The organism is Acinetobacter sp. A22 (assembly GCF_030913345.1).
Lineage (GTDB): Bacteria > Pseudomonadota > Gammaproteobacteria > Pseudomonadales > Moraxellaceae > Acinetobacter > Acinetobacter junii.
This window is the reverse complement of record NZ_CP133162.1, coordinates 2,510,813-2,532,927: the sequence shown is the minus strand read 5'-3', so window position 1 is coordinate 2,532,927 and position 22,115 is coordinate 2,510,813. Positions and strand designations below refer to the sequence as shown.

The following is a 22,115-nucleotide window of genomic DNA, read 5'->3' as shown; positions in this document are numbered from 1 at the left end:
ATAGAATAAATATTTATTCTAATTGAGATTATTTTTTAAAAATTAGGCAGATAGCCTAAAAATTGTTTGAGTTCCGAGTCATTTTTAATACAAAAAATTACAATTAAATTTCGGCTGAGGTACATTGTGGCGTACAAGAAGTTTTAATTTAAATAGGTGCCAGTCCTGCTTTTTTTGTTAATATCGATTTAAAAATAAAAATCCTGTTGAAAGTGTATTATATAAATATCTTGTAAATATATAATGTTTATCAGTTTAAATTGGCTTTGTTGAACAAAGCTATTCTAAAAGGTTTCATCAGCAATATCATTTCCAAATGAAGAAACCTGAATCCAAAATCTATCGCACAACGAATTGTCTTATAACCAAGCTTTAATCAAGCGAGGAAATATTTCAATTTGGTTCGATCCCCAGACTCAATGGTATGCTCAGCCACAAGCTAAACATGCAAGAAATCAAACCTATTCTGATACAGCAATTCAGTGCTGTTTGATGATCAAATTTATCTTTCGACTTTTTTGCGTATGGTCACAGGCTTTGTGCAAAGCATTATTCAACTCAGTGAGTTAAATTAGACAGCACCGGATTATTCCACACTTTGCAGACGACAAAAGCAGATTAATATTGCGATCAGCTATCAAAAAAGTCATGAAGGACTACATCTATTAGTAGACTTAACTGGCCTAAAGTTTTTAGGCGAAGGCGAATGGAAACGCAAGAAACATCAGCCTGAATATCGTTGGCAATGGCGTAAAATGCATATTGGTATAGATGCTAAACCTTGCAAATACGAGCTATACAGCTCACAACAAATAATGTAAGTGATTCACAAGTCTTGGGTGATCTGCTAAATCAAATCTCATCTGATGAACTCATTGATTCTGTCTATACCGATGGAGCATATGATACGAAATTGTGCAGACACGTGATTTCAGATCGTCATGCACATGCGGAAATTCCTCCAAGAAAAAATGCAAGGTCATGGAATGATAGGAAATTGGGATCTTTAGAAAAAATGAACTATTGAAAACTGTCAAACCTCTAGGAAGAACGCTTAGCAAAAATGGCCTAGCTATCATCGGTGCAGTTTGGTTGAAACTAAGATGCATTGCATCAAATTATTGGGCGGTAAACTCAGTGCAAGAAGTTTTGATAGTCAGGTCAATGAAATTCATGCACCTTGCGTAGTAGTACTACTCATGCCTTAAATAAATTTACAGAATTAGGTCGACCTCAAACCCAAGTTGTCACTTAAATTTGAGCAACTTAGGAAAGCTATTTCTTTAAAATCTTTATACAACAAAGCCGATTGACTCTATATCTTCTTAATTTTATTATGCGATTGCGGGCACACATTGCCAGTCGGTTTTAGCAGACCGTTGATCCAGTACGGAAAATAGCTTGTCTATTTTTCGTGGACCTTCTCGTCCCCCTTTTATCTTTATGGTAGGACAGAAGGGGGACACCTTCGGGTGTGCTGGTTCCTTGGATCCCAGTCTGCTAACCCTCTTTTGTTCTGCCACCATTATTTAGCAGTGATATGGCAGAACTTCTTAAGATTCAAGGAGTTTCTCATGCTGTACCAATCTTTTCTAATTTGCGACTCACCCCATGTTCAACCTTGTTGTGCTTTGCAACGAGGGCGATACGGCTAATTTATTATTATTCGTCTGTATTCAAACAACATTTTTACAAGAACAATCCAACGGTGGATGGCTAAGTCACGCCTATAAAAAATAAACCTTTTTATATCTGCTGGTGATTGTGCATTGCATTGAACATGCGGGAAACAACCATGACTGAATTAAGCAAACCCAAAATCATAACCATTGAACACCGTCCACAAAAATCTAAGCTCTTTATAAAATGTGTGGTCTTACCCATCGTGATCTTTCTCATCGTTGCCAAAATCTTCTCTTTTGGTGCTTTCGGTTACATCTTCTTTGGCTTTGACCTGTTCTGGTTTGTGATCCTTTACTACCTTTATGAATATGGAAATACCTACTTTGACGGGATGACTGAACAACTCAAGCGTCAAGGAGAAACTTTTAACTACCAAAACCGTGGTGTTTGGATCAACAGCCAAGATAAAACCATTATTCTGTTTGATCAGCCAGATCAACGCCTCGTGAAATATCCCTTTGATTACATCACTTCCGTTGGACACTACAACTTAGTTGAAGATAATTTTAGAACCACGACCACTGTGATCAGCAATCCAATGATGGGAACACATGTCAATCAACAAGTTCATCGCACACCGATGAAACGAGAGTTTCAAGTCAATATTGGCACACGAGATCCATTCAAACCGAATTACAGTCTAAAAGTCCTATTTCCTTGGCGTAGTCCACAAATGGCCAGTGAAATCCGTCAGCTACTATCAGCGGATCATTATCAATAACTGATGTTAAACGATTAAAAATAAATAAGTATTTTACACGAGCACTTCTTGCGGGTAGCCAAAGCCCGTAGGAGATGCGAGGATCATTAAAATGAAATTTCGATTTAAACCTCTACTGATCAGCAGCATGACCTTGTTGATCATGCAGACTGTGACGGCTCAACCCCTGTCTACATCTAAGCCATTCACCTTAGAGCAGGGCTTAACTTGTCTGGATTGGGCCAAGAAAGAACAATCTTTGAGTAACCACTTAGCCTTGATGGGCACCGAAATGAAATGGCCATCTGGAATCACCTCATTACAGCAACAATTTCAACAGCAGTACCGCAAACAAAAGAGCAGCGTCATCAATGATCCTGATGATGAAAATTTCTGTGAAGATTGTCCTGAAACCGAAGTTTATTTACCCAATAGCAAAAGCAATCCCATCAAAAGGATTGAAACCTTAGTACACGTCAGTGTTGCAGGGGCAAAAACTGCAATCTATCGTGCTGATGACATTAATAACACCAAACAAAAGATTGAGGATGGATTAAAGATTCAATTTAGTCGCTATAGCGGACAACAATTGAAAAGCTTTAAACAGCAATGGGATAAAGCTTCAATGCATGATGATCAAAACAGAAGCAAGACCCACAAAGTCTTTCAGCAATATCCACATTTAAAGGTCTTTGATGGAGAGGTTTTCAACAATCAAAAGGTCTACACCCCCAAACAAATTTATATCTATAGCCAGCCCTATAAAAGAGATGTATCTGATCCGAATGACATGATTGCTTTTATTAGCCTTTATGACAATCCAGTAAATCCATCACAACACATCTTACAGTGTGGCTTTATTGACAATGTGTTTTAACAACTAAATTAAGAGTCTATTCAAATGAAAAAATTAATAATTGCAGGATTATGTTTAAGTCTTTCAACCTTGGCTAGTGCAGGCGTAAAAGAAAGCTTAGTTGGTAAACGATTGGTCTTAGATTTACCCGATGTAGAATGTGCAGGCTTGTCCTTTTCCAAGAATGGAAAAGATGCTGCAATGTATGCAGAAATAGGGCAATGCCAAGATCCATTACCATTAAGAGTAAAATGGTTAGATGACAAGACTTTCATTTTGATTGAGAAAGTACGAACCAATGAAGTTTCTCCACCACGTACTTATTTATACCTGGTAAAAAGCTACAAGAAAAATGGTGTTGAATTGACAAATATCTCGACAGGTTGGGGAGATCATAAAGATACGACCATCAGTTATTATTTTAAATAAAGAGAAGGATTGGCAGCTTAGAGCATGCGTTAAAAAACAATCAATCAACGATAAGTCATAGGTTTAAAACAATGAACTACTACGCAGAGGACCCCTTCTAGGTAATGTGACCTAGGAGGCAATATGAAAAAGCTGAAATTTCAGTACCTACAACCTGAAAATACTCACCCTAATGACGGTATACGACAACGATACCCTCATCTGAGAAATGTGTATCATAAAAAGTTCAGTACACTTCAAGAGCGTAGTTTTTATTTTCTTCATTTGATTGAATATAAGAACTATCCTTTAAAACTTCGTGTTGCACGAGGTACGGGCTTGCCTGAAGAATGGGATGATTTACCTGCTTATGTCTATAAAGTTGCAAAAAGTTGGAAGCATAATTCTAGAAGACGGAAGCAATATTTTAACAACAACCAAAATAGTAAAATGAGTAAAGAATAAGCTGACTAAAAGATAGAAATTGGAGCTATTTCTCCATTACTTTTTTGGATATATTTAAGGCTTTGTTGCACAAACCTATCTGTAAAGGCTTTTTCAGCGATATAATTTTCAAATGAAGAAGCCTACACACAAAATCTACCGCACAACCAATTGGCCCGCATATAACCGAGCACTCATTAATCGCGGAAATATTGCCCTTTGGTTTGATCCTGCTACGCAATGGTATGCTCCATCAAAAGGCAAACAAGGGCGAAATCAAACCTACTCCGACGCAGCCATCCAATGCTGCTTAATGATTAAATCCTTATTCCGTCTATCTTTACGTATGGTCACTGGCTTTGTGCAAAGTCTGATTAAACTTTGCGGATTAAATTGGACCGCACCAGATTACAGTACGCTTTGTAGAAGACAAAAGCATATTGATATTGCAATCAGCTACCAAAAAAGTAGCGATGGGCTGCATCTACTCGTAGACTCTACAGGGATGAAGTTTCTAGGTGAGGGCGAATGGAAACGCAAGAAACATGGAGCTGAATATCGTCGCCAATGGCGTAAACTACATATTGGTATAGATGCCAAAACCCTACAAATACGCGCTATTCAGCTCACAACCAATAATGTCAGTGATTCACAGGTGCTTGGTGATTTACTTAATCAGATTCCACAAGATGAGCAGATTGACTCTGTTTATACCGATGGAGCTTATGACACCAAGCAATGCCGTCAGGTCATTGCAGATCGGCAAGCACATGCGGTGATTCCACCTAGAAAAAATGCGAAACCATGGAAAGATACAAAGAGTAGCTCGCTAGAGCGAAATGAATTACTTCGAACAATTAAACGTTTAGGTAGGACACTATGGAAAAAATGGTCAGGCTATCATCGCCGAAGTTTGGTTGAGACTAAAATGCACTGCATCAAATTATTAGGAGATAAACTCAGTGCAAGGAGCTTTGATAGCCAAGTCAATGAGGTTCATGCACGTGTAGCAGTCCTCAACAGATTTACGGAATTAGGTCGACCACTTACCCAAGTTACGCCTTAAATTTGGCTCAATTAGGGGCGCTTTGCCTTTCAAATCTTTGTGCAACAAAGCCGATGCAGGCCTGCATAGTGAAGGGCAGTTTGTAAAAGCTCTTGATGAGTTTTCAAAACAAAATGGCTTAATGGGGAAAGCCACACATTGGATTAAAAATATTGGTTCTTTAAGTACAGAGGTGGCAGGGGTAAAAGCTGAAGTGACACTTCTACAAGGACAAGTGAATTCCAGTATTTTGTCTAGCATTACTAAACTGGCTCAGCAGGGGAAACCTATTTTACTGTTACTTGATGAGATTCAGGCTTTAGCTAGTTCAAAATATAAAACCACGATTGCCAGTTTACGTACCGCTTTAGATATGCATAAAGAAACAATAAAGGTAGTTTTTACTGGTTCAAGTCGAGAAGGCCTGAGACAAATGTTTTCTGTGAGTAGTGCTCCCTTTTTTCATTATGGACAGAATTTACCTTTTCCAAATCTAACAAAAGCATTTACAGATCATCTGGCAGATGTATTTAATCAGACAACAGGACGTAGTTTGAATAAAGAAATTTTATGGCACGCTTTTTTAGATATGAAGCAAAGTCCTCAACTAGCAAGATCATTAGTGGAGCGTTTAGCCTTAAACCCAATGCTGGCTATAGATTTTGCCAAGGAACAGCTTATAGCCGATACAATGGGGCATCGTGACTTTTCGGGATTATGGGGAGAGTTTAAGTTATTAGAACAGCTAATTTTAAAAGCCATAGCGGAATCACAAGTTGAACTTTATAGTAGTCAATTTAGACAACATCTGGCTGATTCCATTGGTGTAGATAACATTGCGGTATCAAGTATTCAATCGGCCCTACGTTCTTTATCAAAAAAACAAATTATTTTTAAACCAGAAAATGGTACTTATGAAATCGAGGATGCTCTTTTTAAAGAATGGATTATGGATGAAGCATAATTTTGAAAACTCATTTGGATAAAAATTAACCGTACTGAGCTTGTCGGAGAATTTTTATTTAAGTATTTTATTCATAGACATTATTTCAATATAATGGGTGTCTATGAACAGAGAAATTCAACAAAGACTCGTATGAGTTAAATTATTTGAAGAGACTAATGATGCTGGCCTAGTTTGTCGGAGATGTGGCATTTCTAGACCAACGTTACGCAAGTGGTGGAAACGATATTCTGAGCAAGGTATTGATGGATTAAGTAGCCAGAGTAGACGTCCCTTAAAATCGCCAAATACTAAAATCAATGCTGAGCTAAAAGCCTTAATATTAGAAATGCGCTCAGCTAGAAATTTTGGTGCTCGACGTTTGCAAACAGAATTGATGAGGCTGCACGGAGTCTCGTTGTCCTTAGCGACTATCCATAAAGTACTATCCACCCATCAAGTCAAACCGATTAAAAAATTCCGTCGTAAAGCAGATTTCATTCGTTATGAACGCCCATTACCAGGCGATAGAATTCAAATGGATACCTGTAAACTGGGTCCAGGACTATATCAGTACACATCTATCGATGACTGCACACGATATCGCGTTTTAAGGATATATAAACGCCGAACAGCAGCGAATACTCTCGACTTTTTAGACTGCGTAATTGAAGAAATGCCTTTTCCCATACAGCGAATACAGACCGATCGTGGGCGGGAATTCTTTGCTGAAAAAGTACAGAAAAAAATGATGCAGCATGGAATCAAATTTAGGCCAAATAAACCAGGTTCACCTCATCTGAATGGCAAGGTAGAGCGTTCACAAAAAACTGATAAATCTGAGTTCTACGCTACTGTAGATATCAATTCTGAGGATATCCAAGACAAGCTAGCCGAATGGCAGCATTACTATAACTGGATGAGACCACATTCAGCGTTGAAAGGTAAAACACCGATGGAGAGGTACTTTGAATTATGTGAAGAAACTCCTTTCTCAGATGAAGTCCAGAAGCAATACAACCCCTCAAATGAACGGATTCAACATGCCAATTACAAGATGGATCTAGAGATCGCTAAATTGAAATGATCTCTATGAATCACACATAGAAACAATGCTAAAACTTTTGACCCCATTTGGTTTAAAATTAACTGTTGTGAAGAAATGATCACTTTCTATCAGGATATTTTCGATCTCAATGAACTGTTTAACTTCTCGAATTTGATTGTCTTTATTCACAATATTCCTATTGAGTGAGTCGAATCTGTGCTCAGGTTGAGCAGTTCGGCTACTGTTCTGAAATGACAGCTTTGTCCGTTATAATTGTATAAACATTTTTAGTGTCTGGTAATCATGTCGTCATTGATCAATTTTCTATCTCGCTTTAGTACTGCAACTCTTCATCGTAGTCTGAGCTATGCTAAGCACATTGATAGGGAAACAATTGAGTTTTTTGAGGAAAATGATGATGTCACGATGTATGCTCAAATTGAAGGGACAGATTATTACGATACCGCGATTACCTATAATCCCCAAAAAGACCGTTTAATCGATGACGACTGCACTTGTCCGGTTGGATATAACTGTAAACATGCTGCTGCTTTAGCGCGGTTATTCTTTCAAGAATATCGTCAGGAATTTCAACAGCGTTATGCTGACTCTCAATCCCCGCAGGGAATCGCAAAACGCCAACGTGGGGATGATCAGGCACAGCGCTGGTTGAATGATTTTAAACGGTATTTACAACAGACTGAACCAGAGCAATCTGTCAAAACAAACAATTATTTAATTTACCTGCTAGATCAGTCGGTCAGCTTAAAGAAATTGACAGTTGATGTTCAGAAGGCCAGACGCAATAAAAACGGCTCAATTGCGGGGGAAAGTTATTATACCCAATATGAAAATATCACCAGAAAGCATCTGACTTTACCTGAACAAAAACGACAATTATTTAACCAGATTTATTATTATGCCAAAATAAACAGTGACGAACGCTTTTATCAAAGCAATCTTGATATCTCCAGCATTTTATTGGAGCATTTCAAATCTTTTATTCAAAGTGGCGATGTATACTGGCAAAAAAAGAGCCATACTGCACTTCAATGGTCAGAACAAGGCTATCACATCGAACTGATCTGGCAACAAGGTGTAAACAAACAGACAGAGCATTTAAACATTGAATTGGTCAATGGTGATATTCGACTCGATTTGAAATCAAATCCACATATTCAGATTCTCGCGAGCCATCCACCATGTTATGTGGATATTCAACAGAACACGGTGGGCCAGTTATATGGTGAATATACGGCAAATCTTCTGTACCATTTTTTACAGATGCCTGATCTTCCATCTATGCTCTTGCCAGAGTTTGAGAAACTGACTCATCAATATTCAGACGTGAAAAATCTGCCTCAGCCCGAGTCTATTCAGCATATTGATGTCCTTGAGGGTAGTCCCCAGCCAATTTTACGCTTCGGTGTTTTAGATAAATTTGATTGGAAATGGGAAGAGTCTGTTTGTGCTGAAATTGAATTCTCCTATGCAGGCGGAAGAATAAAAGCAGGTACATCAGGCGACAGTTTTATTGGTGAGCAGCATGGCAAAATGGTGCGACAGCTTCGGGACTTAGTTCAGGAACAACAGTCAATCCAGCGTTTACAGCTATTGGTCGAATCACTGAAGTGGGTGAAAGATCTTAGTTATGACCAGCAATTAAAACTGGATAAACAACGTCTTGATTCTATGGTTTTTGCTTTCTATGGAGACTGGATCAAACAGCTGATGCCCATCAATCAAATTGAGTTGATGGGCTGGCAGATAGAGCATCTGGAAAACAGCCCCTTTAACCTGCAATATGTTGAAAATTTAAATATTTCTATCACTGAATCTGAAGGCCAGCAGGACTGGTTCAATATCGGGGCGACGGTTCAAGACAGTGCAGGCAATTCTTATAATTTGCTTGATGCGCTCGTAGCTTTGGTGCGAGTAAATCCTGATTTACTTGATCCACGGACTTTTATTCATCTGCATGACAGTCAAATTTTCACCGTGAAAACTGCAGTTGATCAACCTGATTTGGCGCTATCCGCTAGGGATATTAAGCCGGTATTGTTGCATCTGCAGAGCATTTTACAGCAAGAAGAGCGCAGTATTGATCGCTATGATGCGAGTCAATTATTAGAATTGCAGCATAATCTTGGGATGACATGGCAGGTCAGTGACCAGCTGCAGCAATTTGTACAGAAATTCAAACAAGGCTACCAGCAACAACTGCCGACACCACAAGGTTTTCAGGGGGAATTACGTCCATACCAGCAGCAGGGCCTAGGCTGGTTACAGTTTTTAAGGGAAACCCAGCATGGCGGGATTTTGGCGGATGATATGGGCTTGGGTAAAACAGCACAAACTTTAGCCCACTTACTCATGGAAAAGCAGGCTGGTCATTTGCAGGACAGACCCGCCTTAATTGTTGCACCCACACCGCTGATGCATAACTGGTTCAAAGAAGCGGAAAAATTTACCCCTCAGCTGAAGGTATTGCTGCTACAGGGGCCCGACCGCCATCAGAATTTTGAGCAGATTCCGCACTATGATATTGTGTTAACCACCTATCCGCTTCTAGCGAGAGATGAAGAACAATTAAAGCAATATGAATATCATCAACTCATTTTGGATGAGGCGCAGAATATCAAAAATCCGCGTGCCAAAGCTGCACAGGTAGTACGCCAATTAAAAGCACGACATCGTTTGTGTCTAACAGGTACCCCGATGGAAAATCATTTGGGTGAACTGTGGGCACTATTTTATTTCCTGATGCCAGGATTTTTATATTCACAAGAAATTTTTAATAAAAAGTACCGTCATCCGATTGAAAAACGCGGTGATCAGCAGTTAAGGCAAAAGCTGGTCAACCGGATTAAGCCCTTCATTTTACGTCGCTTGAAAACTGACGTAGCCAAAGAATTGCCAGAAAAAACTACGATTGAAGTCAATATTGATATGAATGACCAGCAATCCAAGTTATATGAGGCTGTTCGTGCCACGATGCAGGAAAATATTCAGAAAATTGTGGCAGAAAAAGGCTTTAAACGTAGTCAAATTCAAATTTTAGATGCCTTACTGAAGCTACGTCAGGTGTGCTGCCATCCTAGCTTACTAAAGCTGGATTCAGTGAAAACCGGGCAGGCACACTCTGCCAAACTTGAACAGTTGATGGATATGGTCGTTCCAATGGTGGAGGAGGGGCGAAAAATTCTGATCTTCTCTCAGTTTACCTCAATGTTGGAACTGATTGAGCAGCAGCTCCATCACGCAGAAATTGGCTATGTGAAACTGACTGGAAAGACCAAGAAACGGGATGAAGTCATTACAGCATTTCAGTCTGGACAAGTGCCGGTATTTTTAATCAGTCTGAAAGCAGGAGGGGTCGGTCTGAATTTAACCGCCGCAGATACAGTCATTCACTATGATCCATGGTGGAACCCTGCTGCTGAAGATCAAGCTTCAGATCGTGCATGGCGGATTGGACAGGACAAGCCAGTATTTGTGTATAAGCTGATTACCAATAAAAGCATAGAAGAAAAAATTCTTGCCTTACAGCAAAATAAAGCAGAACTGGCACAGTCTATTCTAAGTACCGATCATGAGGGCGAAGCGAAACTGACGGAAAATGACGTGATGAACTTGTTTGAGAAATTTTAGCTTGGTTACAGGTTTCCTCTAATCATCTGTAAGTATCTGAAAGTCTGGATGCAATTTTTTCCAATGTTCTCTTAATTTTTCTTTATGAGCAGAAATCATAGGTAAGTCTAGTAATAGCACTGGCCATACTGACCGTGCTTTGTCCATGATCACGTGAAGCTGTTTTTCAATAACACGCCATGGAACACCGACTTTTTCAGCCCATTGTTCAAAGTGTTTCATCTCAGCTAAATACCAATCTTTATTTTTGGCAAGATTTAATGCGAAATGACGCTCATTTTCAATATATACACTGGTCATTAATATATCGTATGCGGGAGATAATCTGGGTGCACTTTTATCATGATAAATCATACTCCAGTTTTTTAAGTGCGCATCTCCATTGGCGAGTAAAATATTGACGAGTAAGCGGCTGGCAAATTGCTGAATATCAAGAATTTTGTTATCTGAATATTGATAAATGATCTTTCCTATCTGCTCATAATTTGTGGTGCTGTATTTCTGATGTGGATATGCGCCGAAGATCTGAGCAAAATCTTCGATGTGAATAAGCTCTGTAGTATCAGCAGTACTCTGTCTATCAAATCTTTTGATTGCGAAAGCATATTGCTCTTGGGGTAAATTTAATGGTGGAAGGTCTTGTAAAAGGGCCATATCCACCAAGCGAATCTCAGGGACATCTATTCCGACCGTTTTGGCAAGGGTCATCATAGAATATTCATTTAGCGGAACAAAAGCATGTCTGGAAGAAGGAGTTTTGATAATCCAGTCCCCGAGTAGAGTCGTTTCCGTTGCCTGTGCTAGTGTAAAACGCCCATCTTTGGCTTTCATGGAAAACTTCATTTGGACGCCGGCCAAGGAAAACTTATTATCTGTTCGAATCTCTTGCTTTAAAATCTGATCTGGATTCGAGATCTGCAGTTTGAATTTTATTTCATCTGGAATTTCTTCTGGATCTAATGGGGTCGCAATGAGTGCTCCAGGTAAGTCATGACCTAAAGCTGCCAATAACTGAAATTCATTGTCTATATGTACTTTAAGGCTTTGTGCAATGAGTTCGCGTAATGCGCCTTCTGGTAGCAAGTTTGATAGCAAGGGGTGTAAGCGCTGATGTGTAACATAAGTCTTTTCTAAAATCTTATCTGCTTGAGGATACAAGGGGGAAGTCAGCAAGCTCAAGGTCTGGCGTTGCTGATCAAATCGGAAAGAATCCGTAAAAACCAGAATATTTTTTCCGCTCTGAAATCCTGCCAAGTATCCAACGACAGCGTGATGTAATGTTAATTTCAGGACGGCAACAGTATTCATGGTTCCTCTCCTCCGAGAAGACCCTTCCATGGGTTAGTCATTAAGTCATCCTGATCTTCAATAGTGACTTTAATTTCATCATTCAATAATTGTCTAATCAAATGAACCTTATCATCAGGGATGAGCATCAGTTGAGCATTTAATCCTGCCGCGATAATTTCTAAGGTCTCTAATCGAGGGTTGCCCTGACTTTCCAGCTTTTGGTATTGCTGTCTTGAAATGCCTGTACGGGATTGCATATCAACTTGCTTTAAGCCCAATTGGGTTCGTCTTTTTTTGATTTGCTGAAGTAAAGACTCATTCATTGTAGACACATTTATTGCTTTTTAGTGTTATAAGAAACATATTAGTTTCTTTTTTCTTGAAAAGCAATTTATGATTTTATCATTTCGATCTGCAAAACAGCCTTAGCTACGTAGTGATCTGAAATGACTCTGAAAATACAGTTAAAATTTGCATTCGGACCCGCATCCTTTGTGATGGCCAGTTATTTTGATGCCAAGGAGACCCACACATTTAGAATTTTAAAAGCGGCTTTACGTTTAATTATCTTATGGATTGAAAATTGGGGTAGTGTCAATAGATCTAAAATTATAAAACGATATTATTGTGTGATTGTTCTACAATATAGCCTAGAGCTTTATAACTTTTACTCCTTCTCTGAAACATTTTGACAAATATCGGATGGTTAACATCAACATAATCATATACCTGAACTTCAAATTTACCTTCATTTGATCTATGAATACGCCCAACATATTGAGCCAAAGTGCCTTTCCATGAAATCGGGAATGCCAAGAACAAGGTATCTAAACGAGGAAGATCAAAACCTTCACCAATGTATTTTCCCGTGGCAATCACAACATGAGCATCATCTAAATTTTGTTTTTCTTTTATGTTTTTTGTATGGCTCATACCTCCCTGTAAAATAGATGTTTTATACCCTAAATCATTCAACTTATTTCTAAGATTTTCGGCATGTTTTCTACGTTCAGTTAAAATTAACGGGATCTGACCATTTTGAATACAATGAGAGACATCTTTAATAATGGCATTATTACGTTCTGTATCTTCAGTAAGATGTTGCATCAGCTTTGAAATATGTGGTTTATTTTCGGTACCAAAGAAAATTTCTGGGAATTCACCTTCATAATTTACTTTTATTAATAATTTTTTAAGCTGGGTGTGATTGTTGGATTTCGCTTTGTATACAATAGAACCAGCTTGCATGAAAATAATGGGTTGATGCCCATCTTGACGTTCTGGTGTAGCAGTTAACCCGAGAATGTAGTAGGGACTGACTTCACTGAGAAGAAATTCATAGCTTGGTGCGGATAAATGGTGGCATTCATCTACGATAATTTGTCCGTAATTAAAGGCGATAGGTTTGATTGAATTATTTACACGGTTGATTAGACTTTGATATGTTGCAATGTCAATTTGATTAGATGGTTTGGCTTTTCCACCTTGTATTGTACCAATTTCGACATCGGCTAAAAATGAATGTAATCGTTCTTTCCATTGAGAAACAAGTTCTTTGTTATGAACAATAATGAGTGTATTTGTTTGGCGTTTGGCAATGATAGAGATTGCAGTAACAGTTTTTCCAAAAGCCGTTGGTGCATGTAGAACTCCAACATCGTGTTCAAGGATTTTTTTACATGCCATTTCCTGTTCAGAGGATAATTCGGTAAGTAGATTTATATTGACTAATATGTTGCCTTTAGTACGTTGATCTTTTAGTTTTATTTTAGTATCTTGTTGATTAAGCAAGTGAATTATATCTGTTAGGCATCCTCGTGGTAAACTGAGATATTGTCCTTCAAGGCGGGCACAGCATATGTGTCTTGGAATTCCTGTCGTTGAAAAACGCATTGCTTGTGCTTTAAAAAAACGAGGGTTGGAGAAAGTGGCTAATCTTTTTAATTGAGCTATCAATTGAGAGGGTAATGTCTGAATTGGAATGTGAATCATATTTGCGAATACCAATTCAATAGCGTCTGGACATCCCGCGATCTTTTGATTTTTTTTAGGAATATTTTTTACCCATGGAGCCTCATGGTCAACATCTGTTTGATTCTGTTCGATGAAATTGTAGCCTAGTTCATTCACAATATTATTAACTTCAGAAGAACTCATTAATTCAGTTTGTTGTAAAACAGTCCATGGGTCAGTAAAGGCATTAAAGTTACTGTCAATAAAGGTACTATTTCCTAGCGCTCTTGCGTGCTTTTGTAAGGGTAATGCTATTAAATTTCCAAATCCGCCTGCTGGCATGTGATCTTGATTTGGAAACATACGATCATAAGATTCAAAATCTAGAGCTGGATAAAGTTCCATGGCCTTATCTAGAATACCTGCACCCATTAAGCGAGCTTGCTTAGCTGCAATTGGTTCAGAGAAAAATATCCAAACATGTGCGCCATTACCTGAACGAGAGCGCTCAACCAAAAATGGTATATTTAAAGATAAGCACGCTTCAGAAAATGCAGTTACACAATTTTTCCAATCTGATTTATCAAAATCTACTGCGAGTAACCTACATTGATCTGTTGCTAATAGTGGGTAAATGCCTATAACTTTCTGTCCAGTTAAATGAGAATAAAGAACTTCTTGTGTGATGGGTAATAGTTGACGGCTTTTACAGTCTGAACATTTAATTTGAGGTTTGTAACAAATGCCATGTTTCCACTCATTTGCACAAGCAACAGAATAACCAGATTTTCCACTGCTATTTTCCCAACGATAAGCAAAGGTATCAGTTCGTCCAATAAACCTTTGAGAAAATAATAAAAGTCTTTCTTCTGCTGATAAATAATTCTTATTTTTTTCTTCAAGCGATATAAGTTTTTCTTTTTCTTGATAAAGGCTTTGATATTCATTTTGTAATAATGTGATTTGGTCTAAAATTTGCTGTAATCTAACTGCAATTTCTTTTAACTTATTATTCACTGATTTTTCCTAAAACACAGCTATTACTGTCCTGATATCAAATCTTAAATTAAAGAATTACAATATAATAAATCAATTAATTTTCAAAATATTATACAAAATTATTTATATGCATTAATTTCTTTAAAGTTTTGCTCGAAGACCCTCTAGCAATTGTAAAACAGAGAACAATCCCTGAGCATTTTGAATCTGTTCTACCGGAATGCCATTAGTTAATTTATTTGATGACTTCATGAAATGCTGCATCCAGGTAGTATCTCCACCCGCCAGAGCATCTAGTGATGTGGTAATACGGATTAAAGTGAGGGCGATTTCTCCCTGTTTTGAAGTGGGATCTAATTCAAGAGAGGTTAAAGTTTTCACCGAATCTATACTGAGTATTAAGGCTAGTTGATCCTGTGCAAGACCAAGTCGTTCAGCAGCAGCTAAAACTGCCTTAGCTAATATCATTTTCTGTTTTGCAGTTTTTTCTGATGTTGTATGCATGACCGATCCCTGTTTCAGACGCTGCTAATTCATAGAGTTTATACTATTTAATTATCGTTGATCAGACACTCAATTTTTACTAAAGATATATTAAGTTTGGCTTTAGATAAGGAAGCAACGGTTAAATTATTTGATAAGGAAGCAACGGTTAAATTATTTAACCGCATGTAGTGATTTTTAGAGCTTCAACTTGCAGTTCAAGAGATCGAGGTCTGCCAATACAAGCTAGATGTAAGCAAAATTTAAATGCAGCAAGAGCATGACCATCTTTTACTGAGTAGAGTTGTAGACGAGGAAATTCCTCTTGAGTTGATGGATGTTTTTCTGTTGATGCTTTTGCTAATTTGAAAAGTTGAGGCTGTTGTTTAGCATCTAACTTTGTTTGCAAATCTTGTCCAAATAAGTGCCAAAATTTGGCAGGAAATAAAGCCTTAACTTGGGAGTAAAAATGTTCGAGTTGATTGATATCCTTCCAGCGATAATGGATACCTGTGTGTGATGCGGTCACTCGATTTAAAAATACATTCAGGACGCATGCAATTTGTATTGGATTTTTACGAGCTATTTTCTGTAGATGTTCAAAAAAATAAGTCACCGCATGAAGCTCTTCAGCGCTATCAAGCATTGCTGGTTTTAAGTGGGTTGAGCTATCAATACTAAATAAACGTGGATTCCCTTTTTTTGATTTAATGTTTGCTAAATTTAGAGCATTTTCATACCAATAATTGACGAGTTCTTCTGGCAAGCACATACGTTGAGCTGTACTTTTAGGATCTTTAGTAGTCTCCAATATATTGAGCGTTTCATAGAAGCGTTGAAGTGAAATTTTAGAATCTTCTGTTCCAACAAAGAAAGCAAAAAAATCATGGGATTGATCTATTTGTAACGACAGTTCATCTAAAATGTCAGTAGCATTACTTTGAAGCCATTTTGTTTGATCGTTCAATAATATAGTTGCTAGAACGGCCTGGTTTTTTTCAAAATTAAAGTCTTTTTCACCATTTGTTATTTGCAAATTTTTAAACGTTGCATTGTGGCCCATAATTTTTTTAGCCAATTCATTAGGCATATCTGGATGATGTTTTAGTAGTTTTTGACCAGCAATGAGATAACTTAAGTGAATATAATTTTTGAAAGTTTCAACGGGTTCTATATGCCCTAAAAGATGGGCGATAACAAACCAATGGTTTTGTCCATGTTGATTTTGAAGAAGTTCAGCTCGAATTTTTTCATATTCGTTTTCACTGTAGTCAGTCAGCTCTTGCACAAGTGGTGCATATTCACAGTTCAGTAAAAGCGATAAATGATTCGCTGCAGTGTGACGAAAAGAGTGAAAGGAGTAATGATGCTCTTTAAAGACCTGATTCAATATCAGTTTTAGGGGCACAGTAACAGTGTGTTTATTCAGTTTTTTATTTTCATTCAAGTTGCTGAATAAGTATAAACCTTTCTTATTCTCTAAACGTTTTTCAACAACAAAATCGCTAAAGAATTGGTACTCATCATCTTTCAGCAAAGCGTATGCAGGCACAATCCGTTCCGCACTATCCGTTTTGAGCAGATGTTGATTCCCTTGTTTTTTTGAACCATAAGGTTGAACCCAGATAGAAAATTGATTTAAACCCTCGATATCTTTTACACGTAACCCGAGTATTTCGTTAATACGCATACCAGTACGGTAGGCCAAAATATAAATGATTTTTAATAATTTATAATAATGGTCGGAGATGGAGTGTTCATGTAAGAGCTGATTTAACTTCTTTAATATTACTTGGAAGGCTGTGTGACCAATGATGCGTGCACGAGGTCGACTTTGCGATGAGATAAATTCAAGTTCGAAATCTTCTGCTTGAAAAACAATTTGTTGGAAGGTGTGAAAACGTTTCAACATGCGGATCGTTTGGTCTTTAGACTTCTTAAATTCGGGTTGATTGGATTCGTCAGCAAGGCGTGTATTGCTGATGATTTGTTGATAAATTTTGGTCAGCAGATCGTTAACATCTTCATCGGCATCAATGTATTGCAAGGCATGAGTTAAAAACGGTTCTGTAATTCGGGTGTAATATGTATAGATTGAACTATCTGCGAGTTTTTGATTGTCTTGAAATGCCTTCGTGTACTGAGTTGTATCAAAATCAAAGGTGGCTGATAATTCTTTTATTTGCTCTGAACTTGGTTGATAGAGACTGATGAGCCATAAGATAATGCGCTTAGAAAACTCATTAAACTGCTCTTGGTGACGCAGGCAAAAATCAATAATGAGTTTAGCAATGGGTTGGTCCGTTGATGATGTGCGAATAATTTTCAGCAAGTTTTTATGAATAAATATCACATTTTCTACTGCTTCAGACGTATTGAGATCTGGTAGGACTTTGGCTGTAGAAGAGACATTTCGTTCGATTTCATCACTTAATTGAGTTTTAAATTTTGGGAATGCAAAGTTTTCAAACTCATGTTCTGATAAACCACACGTGAGAGTGTTTTCTAACAAACATTGTGAGAGGGCAGGATCAATATCTGCATTCTGTAGTTGTAGCCAATTAAAATTGGCGTAGTCACGTAAAAACTTAAAAGTCTCGTTGGTGTATGGATGTTTTATTTTTTGAAAAATGAGGTGCAGATACGCATTCACATCTAGACTGATGTCACGAATTTGTCTTGTATTAAAATGAATGAGCCAGAGTCGTGTGAGTTGATCTGGAACAAAATTACGCGATTTTCGTATTGTTTTTTCATCAACAAATAGATCGCCATAGCTTGGAGAAAGTGGCTCTAAAAAGATGATATTAAAATCGAAAATTTTTTGGATTTTTTCAGGGTTTTTTAAATGTTCGAGCAAAGCATTTAATGAAGCTGTTTGATTTAATCCACCGTATAACATTGAGCAAAGCAGAATATTCCCAATAATTTCATCATCAGAAAAAGCGGAACTATCTTGAGCAAGAATCCAGTAATCCCACTGTCTTTCGAGGATGATGTCAATTTCATGACCGGCTTGGATCCAATCTAGGGTGAAAATTGGTTCATCGCGTTTCATCTCAAAGGTGAGATAAGGTAGAGGGAGGTCTAGGTTATTACTTTTATTGAGGTCTTTGATATATGTTCGGAAGAATTTCATGAGCATATTTTTTCCAGGCAAGATTCGGTGCTTTACGTTTAATAAACTCATAAATTGCAGGATAAGCTTGAATTAAGTCTTCATTTGAGAATTTTTGTTCATCAAAGTATTGTCGGAGCTCTTGTTCTGCATCAGCTCGTATGTCCTTTTTAGGCTCATCTCGTTTGAATTGACGTCTATCTTCAGCATAGCGTTTTTTTGGGATTTTTTTATTGAATGATGACATGAACTTCAATCCCGCTAATTTTAAATTGATCTTTCATTTGCTCTAAAACATTCGCAATTTTAGAAAATTGAGATAGTGATAAACTGGAAAAAGGATGTGCTGCTTCTTGTTGCATGAGCTCATGTCCAAAGAGAGCTAAAATTTCAGGTTCAGAAAATTTATGAGTCAAAAATGCACGAGCTGTGTGGCGATGCCAATTTTCATGAGCAAGTCCTAATTCAGGATATAAATTTTTGACTGTATAAGGTCTTAGTGGTGTCCACTTGTTATTTTGAATGATTCCAAGCAAGGGTAACTTACTTGTTTCTATTTGTTGTGTGACATCATTTAAAAGTGGGTAATTCATCGCGATTTGAATCGAAAAATATTCTAAAAATTTAAGGAATTTTTTTATCTCTTCAACTAAAAATGAACAAAGTGGGATTAAACGTCCGAATCCATTGCGGCCGCCTGCTTCTTTGTCAGAAACCATCAAAATTTGGCGTTTTAAATTAAAGTTTTTAAGAAATCCAGGGAATTCAGCAACGGGGCGTGCTGCTGTAAAAAGAAGGAGGATATGCCACATCCATATGTTGTAGTGGTTGTATATAGCAATCAGATCGTCTTCAGCTTGTGAAAAAATATTAAACTTCAATACAGCAAAAATCTCTGTAATGATCTGTGGTTTTGGAGCTTTACGACTACCAAAATGAATTATTGAATCAGGGGGCGAAGGTACACAACTTTCATATGTGCTTGCTATATCTGCACAAAGTGATTTTAGAATATCAACATATTGTGCATGTAATCGTGGAATATTCTGATGACAATAAGAAATAGATGATGACTGATTGGCATCAATCCCTGTGATTAAATCTGCGAGTTGTTTACTCCCTGTTTTTGCAAGAACCGTATGATGCAGTAGAGAACTCACCTTTACGACAGATAGTTTTGGAATCAATAATTCTTGTCTTAATTTGCGTAAATATTGCTGTATATCATCGAAACTAACCGAATCCATTTTGCGGAGATCCTCAATGAATAGATTCGGGATTGGAATGTCTAAATAGATCGTCTGATTAAGTAAGCTTGTTGAATACTCAAAATCACGGTTCTCAAATACATTAAATTTACTGCTTAAGAAGAATTGATCATTTTTATGGATCAATTTTTGGCGGTTATTTAAGTTTTTAGCTCGCTTGCTTTGTATATATAGCCACTCATTCACACTGTTGCCTGTCAAAAATGCGAGCATCAGGATTAAAGCACTTTTATTTTGATGTTCAGAGTAGTCCACATGAAGTCTTTTCAGTAGATGGTTCACGCTAGATGGATTCGGAAAAAAACTACTCGACGTGAGTAAATGTTCTTTGCGTTGAATATGTTTTGCAACAAGCGGTAGAACATAGTTTTGACTCGTTTCTGAATGTGCTGCGAGTGGTGTGACGTCAGTTGGATTGACAACAATTTGTCGATTAATCGGCTCATCGATTAAGGTTTCTATATTCAGTGCTTTAGATTTAGCCCCTTTTTTGATTTCGATACTTTCTTCAATGAATTGTTCTTCATCAAGAAACTGATGTTGAAGCTGCGTATCGATACTTGCACGTGCAATCTTCGCTTTGTTTTTTAAAATGTAGTTAAAAGTAATCCGAATATCATTGAGTAGATTGCGATCAAACTCAGGCAATTCATCCGTATCTAATGTGATCAGATGTTGAATAAATTGTTCTAAGCTCAACGTTAGATCTTTAAGATAGACATTCCAGAGGCGTTTATATTCTTCTGTATTATGATATTTTTTTTCAGTATCTAAATTTTTATTTGCAGTTCTAAAACGTTGGAATAAGCGCTTTACTGTATTGAAGTGTTCGGCGTGCGCTTGTTTAAAAAGATCTGGCTTGAGCTCAGGAAGAGCAATTAAATAAATTGCTGCTTTTAAAACTAGAATATTCCAATTTTTTGCATGCGTCTGCGATTCAGATAATTGCGAAATTGAATTGACATATGAAGTAATCGGTAGATCACTGATCTTAACTTTTTTAGAAAAAGAGATTACTGAAGGTTTGGGCAGATTTGACTGAAATTCTACATCGATGTCAAAGCAATCGAGATTGAGACCATCTAGACAGTTGTCAGTCTGTTGAGAAGACAATAGTTCAATCACAAAGTTGATATGTTGTGCACGTTCAAATTGCTCATCACCGAACAATTTTTCAATTGTTCTTTTAATTGAAATCATTGGTAAATCAAAATGTTCGTTTAGATCATTAGACATTTAAGATCTCCAAATTTTTTCTGCACTCAGATCGCTATTTGAGTGATCTAAGAGATCTTTTACACATCTGCTGTGTAATGATAATTCATTAAAAATCTGTGTACGTTCTTGCTTGATCTTTTTCATCCGCTGATTGAGTTGGTTTCGAGAGCATGAAAGCAAGTGTGCAAGTAACTCTAGGCTCATTTGATGGTGTGGCTTCAAAGATGATTCTTTGTTAAGAGTTAATAGTGTTTGACGTGAAAGATGTGTATTAATCAAGTGCAATGTTTTTCGTGGGTTCAAAGGCTTAATGTCAAATTTTGTAGATTTGATGAATTGAATAAATTCACGACTGCATAACTCCATCAGAAATGCTAACTCATCATCTGAAAAAGATTGTTGATTGTGAATAATTAAAGTGACTTCATTAATATCTTGCTTTAAATAGCTAAGATATAAGTGAATATTATTGAAAATGGAGTAGCCATCAAATTCTGAAGTTTTCCACACATGGAGTTCTTTTATGCGATTAGAAATATCTAAATCTGCAGTGAGATTTTTAAACATATTTAAGTAGCATAAGTTGAAACCATACGCTTGTGGATGAATGGTGATTCTGCTTTTTTTGAAATTTTTTAGAGTACTTATCTGTGTTGCTGGAAACTTCAAAAGTAGTTCAGATGTCAGATCCATGTGTGCTATTGAATAAAAATAATACAGCAATATTCACGTATATTTAGAGTTTTTGAATATGGCAGGAGGTATCATTTTTTCCTTGTTTTTAAAGTTTATTTATTATTGAAAGTTTCAAATTTTCCTCCTCGATTAGATACTCACTATTAGTTAGCTATATTTGTGAGTTGGCAAAAAATATCATGTTTCTATTATGATGTTCACATAGCAGATTACAATGAATACAGTAGGGATGAGTATAGTTGATTATTACAATAACAATGCTCAAATTTGATCTTTTTTAATGGTAATTAAAACCAAACAGGAATCAATTTT

At 37.1% G+C, this 22,115-nt stretch carries 13 protein-coding genes and 3 pseudogenes; 9 read left to right on the top strand and 7 right to left on the bottom strand.

Translation table 11 applies throughout. The annotated features are described in order from the left end of the window. The first annotated feature begins 316 nt into the window (after positions 1–316). The 9 genes and pseudogenes from Q9Q86_RS12360 to Q9Q86_RS12320 all read left to right on the top strand — a co-directional run bounded on the left by Q9Q86_RS12360 (position 317) and on the right by Q9Q86_RS12320 (position 10,778). Positions 317–1,255: pseudogene (locus tag Q9Q86_RS12360) on the top strand (IS5 family transposase). Positions 1,256–1,795: 540 nt separating this feature from the next. Further along, positions 1,796–2,404, top strand: coding sequence for a hypothetical protein (locus Q9Q86_RS12355; RefSeq protein ID WP_112986560.1), 609 nt, complete (start codon positions 1,796–1,798; stop codon positions 2,402–2,404). Positions 2,405–2,495: 91 nt separating this feature from the next. After that, a complete protein-coding gene (locus tag Q9Q86_RS12350; RefSeq protein WP_000672051.1) occupies positions 2,496–3,260 on the top strand; it encodes a hypothetical protein in 765 nt (254 codons plus the stop codon). 24 nt (positions 3,261–3,284) lie between these two features. Then, positions 3,285–3,668 (top strand): hypothetical protein, encoded by a 384-nt coding sequence (locus Q9Q86_RS12345; RefSeq protein WP_000733361.1) that lies wholly within the window; start codon positions 3,285–3,287, stop codon positions 3,666–3,668. Positions 3,669–3,791: 123 nt separating this feature from the next. After that, entirely contained in the window at positions 3,792–4,112 is a 321-nt protein-coding gene (locus Q9Q86_RS12340; RefSeq protein WP_000734101.1) for a hypothetical protein, read from the top strand. Between the two features lie 112 nt (positions 4,113–4,224). Further along, positions 4,225–5,157, top strand: coding sequence for an IS5 family transposase (locus Q9Q86_RS12335; RefSeq protein ID WP_160132045.1), 933 nt, complete (start codon positions 4,225–4,227; stop codon positions 5,155–5,157). A 22-nt stretch (positions 5,158–5,179) separates the two neighbouring features. Further along, complete coding sequence (locus Q9Q86_RS12330) at positions 5,180–6,100, top strand: hypothetical protein (RefSeq protein WP_005092561.1); 921 nt, start codon at positions 5,180–5,182, stop codon at positions 6,098–6,100. 103 nt (positions 6,101–6,203) lie between these two features. After that, positions 6,204–7,166, top strand: a pseudogene (locus Q9Q86_RS12325) (IS481 family transposase). 264 nt (positions 7,167–7,430) lie between these two features. Beyond that, positions 7,431–10,778, top strand: coding sequence for a DEAD/DEAH box helicase (locus Q9Q86_RS12320; RefSeq protein ID WP_112986538.1), 3,348 nt, complete (start codon positions 7,431–7,433; stop codon positions 10,776–10,778). 18 nt (positions 10,779–10,796) lie between these two features. Here the strand turns inward: Q9Q86_RS12320 and Q9Q86_RS12315 are convergent, their stop codons facing one another. The 7 genes and pseudogenes from Q9Q86_RS12315 to Q9Q86_RS12285 form a co-directional block, all read right to left on the bottom strand. Next, positions 10,797–12,086: a type II toxin-antitoxin system HipA family toxin gene (locus tag Q9Q86_RS12315; protein ID WP_045126937.1), complete on the bottom strand. Its 1,290-nt coding sequence runs from the start codon at positions 12,084–12,086 to the stop codon at positions 10,797–10,799. Next, the gene (locus Q9Q86_RS12310; RefSeq protein ID WP_001005874.1) at positions 12,083–12,391 is read right to left on the bottom strand and encodes a helix-turn-helix transcriptional regulator; all 309 of its coding nucleotides are present in this window, start codon (positions 12,389–12,391) and stop codon (positions 12,083–12,085) included. Before Q9Q86_RS12310 ends, Q9Q86_RS12315 begins: the two co-directional genes overlap by 4 nt. A gap of 286 nt (positions 12,392–12,677) precedes the next feature. Continuing rightward, positions 12,678–15,038, bottom strand: a complete 2,361-nt coding sequence (locus tag Q9Q86_RS12305) for a DEAD/DEAH box helicase family protein (RefSeq protein WP_001060549.1) — start codon at positions 15,036–15,038, stop codon at positions 12,678–12,680. 123 nt (positions 15,039–15,161) lie between these two features. Next, positions 15,162–15,524, bottom strand: a complete 363-nt coding sequence (locus Q9Q86_RS12300; RefSeq protein WP_004647815.1) for an antitoxin Xre/MbcA/ParS toxin-binding domain-containing protein — start codon at positions 15,522–15,524, stop codon at positions 15,162–15,164. A gap of 157 nt (positions 15,525–15,681) precedes the next feature. Then, positions 15,682–18,868, bottom strand: a pseudogene (locus Q9Q86_RS12295) (site-specific integrase). Further along, entirely contained in the window at positions 18,852–21,125 is a 2,274-nt protein-coding gene (locus Q9Q86_RS12290) for a hypothetical protein (protein ID WP_112986537.1), read from the bottom strand. The pseudogene Q9Q86_RS12295 and the gene Q9Q86_RS12290 overlap by 17 nt, the downstream one beginning before the upstream one ends. Continuing rightward, positions 21,126–21,800, bottom strand: coding sequence for a hypothetical protein (locus Q9Q86_RS12285; protein WP_004681107.1), 675 nt, complete (start codon positions 21,798–21,800; stop codon positions 21,126–21,128). Positions 21,801–22,115 lie beyond the last annotated feature (315 nt).